Raw genomic sequence first — 7,073 nt, forward strand, 5'->3', positions numbered from 1 at the left:
AAGCACAAGGAGCGGCTCAAGCAGCTGCGTCTGGAGACGGACGTGCTCACGCTCACCGCCACGCCCATCCCGCGCACGCTGCACATGTCGCTGGCCGGCCTGCGCGACATGACGCTCATGCAGACGCCGCCCCGCGACCGCTCGCCGGTGCTCACCTCGCTCGAACCCTGGGACGACGCGCTCATCGAGGAGGCCATCGCCCGCGAACTCGATCGCGGCGGCCAGGTGTTCTTCGTCCACAATCGCATCGAGACCATCGTGGGCGTGGCCGACCACGTGCAGCGCGTGGCCCCGCGGGCCCGCATCGCCGTGGCCCACGGCCAGATGCCCGAGCGCGCGCTCGAAGAGGTCATGCACCGGTTCGTGAGCGGCGCCGTGGACGTGCTGGTGTCCACGATGATCGTGGAGAGCGGCCTCGACGTGCCCAACGCCAACACGATGTTCGTGAACCGCGCCGATCACTTCGGGCTGGCGCAGCTCTACCAGCTGCGCGGACGCGTGGGCCGGTCGCACCGGCGCGCCCACTGCTACCTGCTCGTGCCCGACATCATGGACCTGGACGCCGAGCGCCGGCTGCGCGTGCTGGAGCACCACACCGAACTGGGCGCCGGCTACCGGATCGCGCTCCGCGACATGGAGATGCGCGGCGCCGGCAACCTGCTGGGCCCCGAGCAGTCGGGGTTCGTGCAGGCGGTGGGGTTCGACCTGTACCTGCGGCTGCTCGACGAGACGGTGCATCACCTGGTCTCGGGCGACGCCGCCCCCAAGCTCGTCCTGGCCGACGTCAACATGGACGTGCCGCACCACCTGCCCGACGACTACGTGGCCTCGCCCGACGCCAAGCTGGACATCTACCGCCGGATCTCCAAGCTGGACTCGGTGGGCGACCTCGAGGCGCTCCGGGACGAGATGCGCGACCGGTTTGGTCCCCTTCCGCCCCCCGCCGCGGCCACGCTGGCGCTGGCCGAACTCCGCCTGTCGGGCGGCGCGCTGGGCGTGGAGAGCATCCTGGTGCGCGGCGACGAAGCGCGTATTACCTTTCATGATTCTGCGGTCCCCCGCATGAAGGGGCTGTCCGCGGCGTTCCACGAAGTGCAGTTCCAGGCGGAAGTCCGTCGCGCGCGTCCGCTCTCCCTCAAGCTCACGCGGTTGGGCGGAGCGTCCATCCTCGACGGTCTGGCGCGCGCCATGCGCAGCCTGGTGTGACGGTCGTCCGCCCTTCTTTCCCCGGAGCATGAGTCAGATGAGAATTCGGTCCCTGTTGGCGCTCGCCGCCGCCGGCGTGGCGGTCACCGCCTGTGCAGGCCTCAAGGAAGCATTCACCGCCCACACGAACGTCGTGGCAACCGCCGGCTCCCAGGAGCTGTCCGTGACCCGCCTCGGCAACCTCGTGGGGCACGCCAAGCTGCAGATCCCGCCCAATCGCGAGGTGTCGGAGATCGTCGCCGGCCTCTGGGTGGACTACCAGCTCCTCGGTGAAGCCGCCGCCAAGGGCGACTCGCTCACCGACAAAAAGGAGATCGACGCCGCCACCAAGAGCTTCACCACGCAGATGCTCCTGCGCCACATGCAGGACGCGATCGACAAGATGCTGGTCAAGGACTCCGCCACCGAAGCCGGCTACAACTCCGGCCTCGACGACGTGTACTCGGCGCGCCACATCCTCTTCCCGTTCCCCCCGGGCGCCACGTCCAAGCAGAAGGACTCGGTGCGCAAGCGCGCCGCCAGCATCCTCCCGCAGGTGAACGACAAGACCTTCGCCGACCTGGCCAAGAAGTACAGCTCCGACGGCTCGGCGGCCCAGGGCGGCGACCTCGGCCCCTTCCTCAAGACCAAGATGGTCCCCGAGTTCGCCAACGCCGTGGCCGCCCTCAAGCCCGGCCAGATCTCGCAGCTCGTGCAGTCGCAGTACGGCTACCACATCGTGCAGCGGCTCACCTACGCCGAGGCCAAGACGGCGTATGACGCGCAGTTCGCGCAGCTGGTGGGCGGCGAGGCCGAGAAGGCCTACCTCGCCAAGGTCGACTCGCAGGCCAACATCCAGGTCAAGGACGGCGCGGTGGTGGCCGCCAAGGCCGCGGCGCTCGACCCCGCGGCGCACCGCAAGGACGACGCGGTCCTCGCCACGTTCAACGGCGGCAAGTTCACCGTGGCCCGGTTCCTCGTGTGGCTGGACGGGTTCCCGCAGCAGCAGCGCATTCCGCAGCAGCTCCAGACGGCGCCCGATTCGCTCATCAAGGGCTTCCTGCACAACCTGGCCACCAACGAGGTGCTGCTCCAGAAGGCGGACAGCATGAAGGTCACGCTCACCCCCGAGGAACAGGCCGGCCTGTACAGCGACTTTGCCAAGGTGGTGTCGCTGAGCTGGCAGGCGTTGGGCATCGATCCCAAGTCGCTCGCCGACAGCGCCAAGTCCACCGGCGACCGCCAGAAGTTGGCGTCGGCCCGCGTGGAAGCCCTGATGGACAACATCATGGCCGGCAAGGCGCAGCCGGTGCCCATTCCCACGCCGCTCAAGGTGTTGCTCGAGAGCAAGTACGATTGGAAGGTGAATGCGGCCGGACTCGATCGCGCCACCGAACTCGCGCGTACCCTGCGCGCCACGGATGACTCGACCAAGGCCGCCAATCAGCCCAAGTCGCAGGTGCCGCTGCCCGGTTCGCCGGTTCCGACGCCCGCGCCGGCCGCTCCGCCGGTCAAGAAGCCGTAATCAGCACCCGCACGCGCCGCCGGGTGAACCCGGCGGCGTGGCGTGGGTATCTTATGACCATGAGAAAGTCGATCGCGCTCGTGCTCGCGCTGGCCGCGCTCGCGGCGGTGCCGCATGCCGCCGCCGCGCAGGAAGCTCCCAAACCCGTCCAGCTCGACCGGGTCGTGGCCGTGGTGGGCAACGTGCCGATCACCGAGTCGGACGTGCAGGAAGAGATCGTGCGGCGCCAGCAGCAGGATCCCACCTACAAGCTGCCCACCGACTCCGCCGGCTGGGTGAACTTCCAGATCAACATCATCAACGGCCTGATCGACCAGCACCTGCTGCTCGACAAGGCCAAGCAGCTCAAGCTCGACATCCCCGATTCGCTGCTCGCGCCCAACGTGGACGCGCGCATCGCGAGCATTCGCCAGAGCTTTCCCAACGAGGCGGAGTTCCGTACCGAACTCGCCAAGGCCGGCCTGGGCACGCCCGACGAATACCGCCAGTTCCTGATGGACAACCTGCGCACCCAGCAACTGCAGCAGGAAGCGGTGGCCAAGCTCAAGCAGGACGGCAAGATCCTGCCCGTGTCGGTGAGCGAGGAAGAAGTGCAGGCGGCGTTCAACGCCATGAAGGGCAGCCTGCCCAAGCGGCCGGCCACCTTCACGTGGCGGCAGATCGTGATCGCGCCCCAGCCGTCGGCCGCCGCCAAGAAGGTGGCGTACGACAAGGCCGAGGCGCTGCTCAAGGAGCTCCAGGACGGCGGCGACTTTGCCCGCATCGCCAAGCGCGAGTCCGCCGACTCCACCACGCGCGAAGTGGGCGGCGATCTGGGCTGGAACCGCCGCGGCAGCGGACTGGTGCCCACCTTCGAGCAGTGGCTGTTCGCGCTGCAGCCCGGCCAGTTGAGCCCGGTGTTCGAGACGCCGTTCGGCTACCACATCCTGCGCGTGGACCGCGTGAACGGCCCCGAGCGCAAGGCGCGCCACATCCTCATCCGTCCCGTCATCGACTCGGCCGACATCGCCAGGGCCGGCCGGCTGGCCGATTCGGTCAAGAAGATGTGGCTGGCCGGCGTGCCCTTCGATACGCTGGCCAAGAAGTACCACGACTACGCCAGCCGCGAGGAGACCTCGCTGCTCACGCCGTACCCGTTCGATTCGCTGCCGCAGAAGTACCAGGACGCGTTCGCCGGGCTCAAGGCGGGCGACGCCGTGGTGTTCACCATCGCCAACCCGCAGAACCCGGGCGTGCCCAAGTTCGTGGTGGCGCGCATCGAGTCGTCGGAACCGGGCGGCGCGATGACGCTGGCCGACGTGCGCGGCCAGGTGCGCTCCAACCTGGAACAGAGCGCCGCCATCCGCCGCTATCTGGACGGCCTGCGCAAGGAGACGTTCGTGGAGATCAAGAAGAGCGCGCTGGCCACCACGCCGCCTCCGCCCGCCGCGCCGCCCGCCGGCGGCGGATAGCCGCGTGCGTCCGCGCCTCGCCGTCACGCTCGGCGACCCGCGCGGCATCGGGCCGGAGATCGTCGCCGCGCTCGGGGCCGATGAGCGCGTGGCGCGGGCCGCCGACCTGGTGATCGTGGGGCCCGCCGGCACCGGCGTGGCCGTGCAGCACGCGGTGGGGCAGTGGGCGCCGCGCCAGTCGGCCGCCAACGCCGGCCGCCTGGCCGGTCTCGCCATCGAGCGGGCCGTGCAGCTCGCCCGGTCGGGCGACGTCCAGGGCATCGTCACCGCGCCCATCGACAAGGCGGCGCTCCTCGCCGGCGGCTACGACTATCCCGGTCATACGGAAATGCTCGCCGCGCTCACCGGCGCCCGCGTGGCCATGATGCTCGCCTCCGACCGGCTGCGCGTGGTGCTGGCCACCACGCACATCGCGCTGCGCGACGTGCCCGACGCCGTGACCCCGCAGGCCATCGCGTCGGCCGCCGCCGTCACCCGCGCCGGCCTGCAGGACTGGTTCGGCATCGCCCAGCCGCGCATCGCGCTCTGCGCGCTCAACCCCCACGCCGGCGACGGCGGGCGGTTCGGCCACGAAGATGAGCGAATCCTTATGCCCGCGGCGCGGGCCGCCGGACTGGCCGGCCCGTTCCCGGCCGACACCGTGTTCGTGCGCGCCCTGCGCGGCGAGTTCGACGCCGTGATCGCGCCTTATCACGACGTGGGGATGACGGCGATCAAGGTGGCCTCGTTCGGCAGCGCCGTGAACGTGACCCTGGGGCTGCCCTTTCCGCGAACCAGTCCGGATCACGGGACGGCGATGGATATTGCGCGAATGGGGAAAGCGGACCCGTCGAGTATGGTCGCGGCCGTGGAACTAGCGGCGTGGATCGCGGCGCGATTGGAGAGTAGGACGGTAGGGGGGTAGGGGAGTAGGACGTACGACGGTAGGACGGAAGCGAAGCTACCCCGCCCCCCGTTCCTTGCCTGCCGGCCACGGCCGCGCCTACGGCCGGATGGCGAACTCGTACTGCGGGAAATCCTGCGACGGCTGATCCCCGAAGTGCGTCTGCTGCAGCATCATCTGGGTGCCGCTGCCGGTGCCGGTGAGCGATCCCGACATGCTCCCCACGAGGTAGACCGCCGAGCCAGTGTTGCTCCAGGAGTAGCGCCCCGAGGAGTTCACCGCCACGGTGTCCGTCCGGCCCGCGGAATCCACCCGTTCGGTCAGCGTCATCGCGTACGTGCCCCGGCCGCACGGCGCCAGCAGGTACCAGGTGCCGTCCGGCGTGAAGACGGTGTCGCCGTGCATGCGTGCGCCATTTGGAATCGTGTATACGCACGACGAGGGCATGTACATCCCCGCCGGCACGGCCACGAACGCTTCCGGCGTCGCCGATCCGAGGCTCAACTGGCCGCTCAGCGGCGTGGTGCGGGCCCCGCTGGCGGTATCGGTGCGCGTGCAACAGGGCACCGACTGTCCGTCCACGGACACCAGCTGGTACGTGCCGGCGATGCTCGGGGCATGCCGAGGGCCCACCAGGCCACAGGCGCTCGCGCACACGAGCACGCAACAGGCGAACAATGCACGGTTCATGAGCGATACCCTCCTCGGCTCACATTCCCAATGTACTATACCGCGGCCGCGCCCTCCGCGGGAGCCCGCTGCTCTCCGGTGCCCGGCACCTTCACCGCCAGCGTCTCGATGCGCCGGCCGTCCAACGCCTTCACCGTGAACGTGGCGCCGCCCGCCGTCACCCGGTCGCCCACCACCGGCAGCCGCCCCAGCGCGCCGAACACATAGCCGCCGATGGTCGTGTAGTCGGCCTCCGAGACGGCCAGCGCGAACCGCTCGTTGAACTCGTCGATGTTCATCGCGCCCGGCACCAGCGTCACGTCGCCCGCCGTCAGCGCTTCCGGCGCCGGCGGCTCGTCGTACTCGTCCCGGATCTCGCCCACGATCTCCTCCAGCAGATCCTCCATCGTCACCACGCCGGCCGTGCCGCCGTACTCGTCGAGCACGATCGCCATGTGCTCGTTGAGCTTCTTGAAATCGGCCAGCACCTCCTCCACCTCGCGCGATCCGGGCACCACGTGCACGGGACGCATCACGGCGCGCAGCGAGAACCCGGCCGGCGGGTGGTGCAGCACGGGCAGCAGGTCCTTGGCCAGCAACAGCCCCACCACGTTGTCGATGCTCTCCTCGTACACCGGATAGCGCGAACGGTGCGACTCCGCCACCAGCGCCAGCGTGTCCTCGAGCGTGGCCTCCACCGGCAGCGCGTCGATCTCGGTGCGCGGCGTCATCACCTCGCGGGCGTTCTTTTCGGAGAACTCGAATACCCCCTCGATCAGGTGGGCATCCTGCGGCAGCAGCATGCCCCCCTCCTGGCTCTGCTCCACCAGGATCCGCAGCTCCTCGGCCGAGTGCACGTTCTCCTCGCCCCTGGGGATCTCCTGCCCCAGCAGGCGCAGCGTGAACTGCGCCGACCGGTTGAGCAGCCAGGAGAACGGGGCCGTGAGCCACACGAACGCCATGAGCGGCGGGGCGAGCCAGGCCGCCATCTCCTCGGGATGCGCCAGCGCCGCGCCGCGCGGCACCAGCTCGCCGAACACCACGTGCAGGTAGCTCACCGCCACCAGCGCCACCGACGCCCCGATGGCCAGCCGCACGGCTACGTCCAACACCACCGGCATCCCCGCCCCCCCCAGCCACGCCGCCAGCGACGGCCCCAGCGTGTCCTCGGCCAGCGCGCCGATGGCCAGGCTCGCCACCGTCACGCCGATCTGCGTGGCCGACAGGATGCGGGGCAGGTTCTTGGCGGCGCGGAGCGCCAGCCGGGCCGTCCAGTTGCCGCGCCGAGCCATGGCTTCGAGCCGGGATCGCCGGGAACGCACGAGGGCGAATTCCGCGGCCACGAAGAAGCCGTTCAGGA

Annotated in this window: 6 protein-coding genes; 4 read left to right on the forward strand and 2 right to left on the reverse strand. The window is 69.8% G+C overall.

Annotated elements, in window-relative coordinates; all coding sequences use genetic code 11:
- From VNE60_11810 to pdxA, 4 genes are all read left to right on the forward strand, one after another.
- A partial coding sequence (locus VNE60_11810) for a TRCF domain-containing protein (protein ID HVB32205.1) occupies positions 1-1,206 on the forward strand: 1,206 nt, incomplete at its 5' end.
- 37 nt (positions 1,207-1,243) lie between these two features.
- Complete coding sequence (locus VNE60_11815; protein ID HVB32206.1) at positions 1,244-2,710, forward strand: peptidylprolyl isomerase; 1,467 nt, start codon at positions 1,244-1,246, stop codon at positions 2,708-2,710.
- A gap of 59 nt (positions 2,711-2,769) precedes the next feature.
- Positions 2,770-4,161, forward strand: coding sequence for a peptidylprolyl isomerase (locus VNE60_11820; GenBank protein HVB32207.1), 1,392 nt, complete (start codon positions 2,770-2,772; stop codon positions 4,159-4,161).
- A 4-nt stretch (positions 4,162-4,165) separates the two neighbouring features.
- The gene (gene pdxA, locus VNE60_11825) at positions 4,166-5,065 is read left to right on the forward strand and encodes a 4-hydroxythreonine-4-phosphate dehydrogenase PdxA (GenBank protein HVB32208.1); all 900 of its coding nucleotides are present in this window, start codon (positions 4,166-4,168) and stop codon (positions 5,063-5,065) included.
- 78 nt (positions 5,066-5,143) lie between these two features.
- Here the strand turns inward: pdxA and VNE60_11830 are convergent, their stop codons facing one another.
- Together VNE60_11830 and VNE60_11835 are read right to left on the reverse strand one after the other, a co-directional pair.
- Positions 5,144-5,734: a hypothetical protein gene (locus VNE60_11830; protein HVB32209.1), complete on the reverse strand. Its 591-nt coding sequence runs from the start codon at positions 5,732-5,734 to the stop codon at positions 5,144-5,146.
- A 35-nt stretch (positions 5,735-5,769) separates the two neighbouring features.
- Positions 5,770-7,073 (reverse strand): hemolysin family protein (locus tag VNE60_11835; GenBank protein ID HVB32210.1); only part of this gene is annotated, 1,304 nt, incomplete at its 5' end.

It is taken from the genome of Gemmatimonadaceae bacterium, from assembly GCA_035533755.1.
Classification (GTDB): Bacteria; Gemmatimonadota; Gemmatimonadetes; order Gemmatimonadales; family Gemmatimonadaceae; genus JAGWRI01.

Excerpts from the sequence above, each read along its gene's own strand:
- VNE60_11815 (HVB32206.1), top strand. The coding sequence starts at position 1,244 with ATGAGAATTCGGTCCCTGTTGGCGCTCGCCGCCGCCGGCGTGGCGGTC.
- VNE60_11820 (HVB32207.1), top strand. The coding sequence starts at position 2,770 with ATGAGAAAGTCGATCGCGCTCGTGCTCGCGCTGGCCGCGCTCGCGGCG.
- VNE60_11830 (HVB32209.1), bottom strand. The coding sequence starts at position 5,734 with ATGAACCGTGCATTGTTCGCCTGTTGCGTGCTCGTGTGCGCGAGCGCC.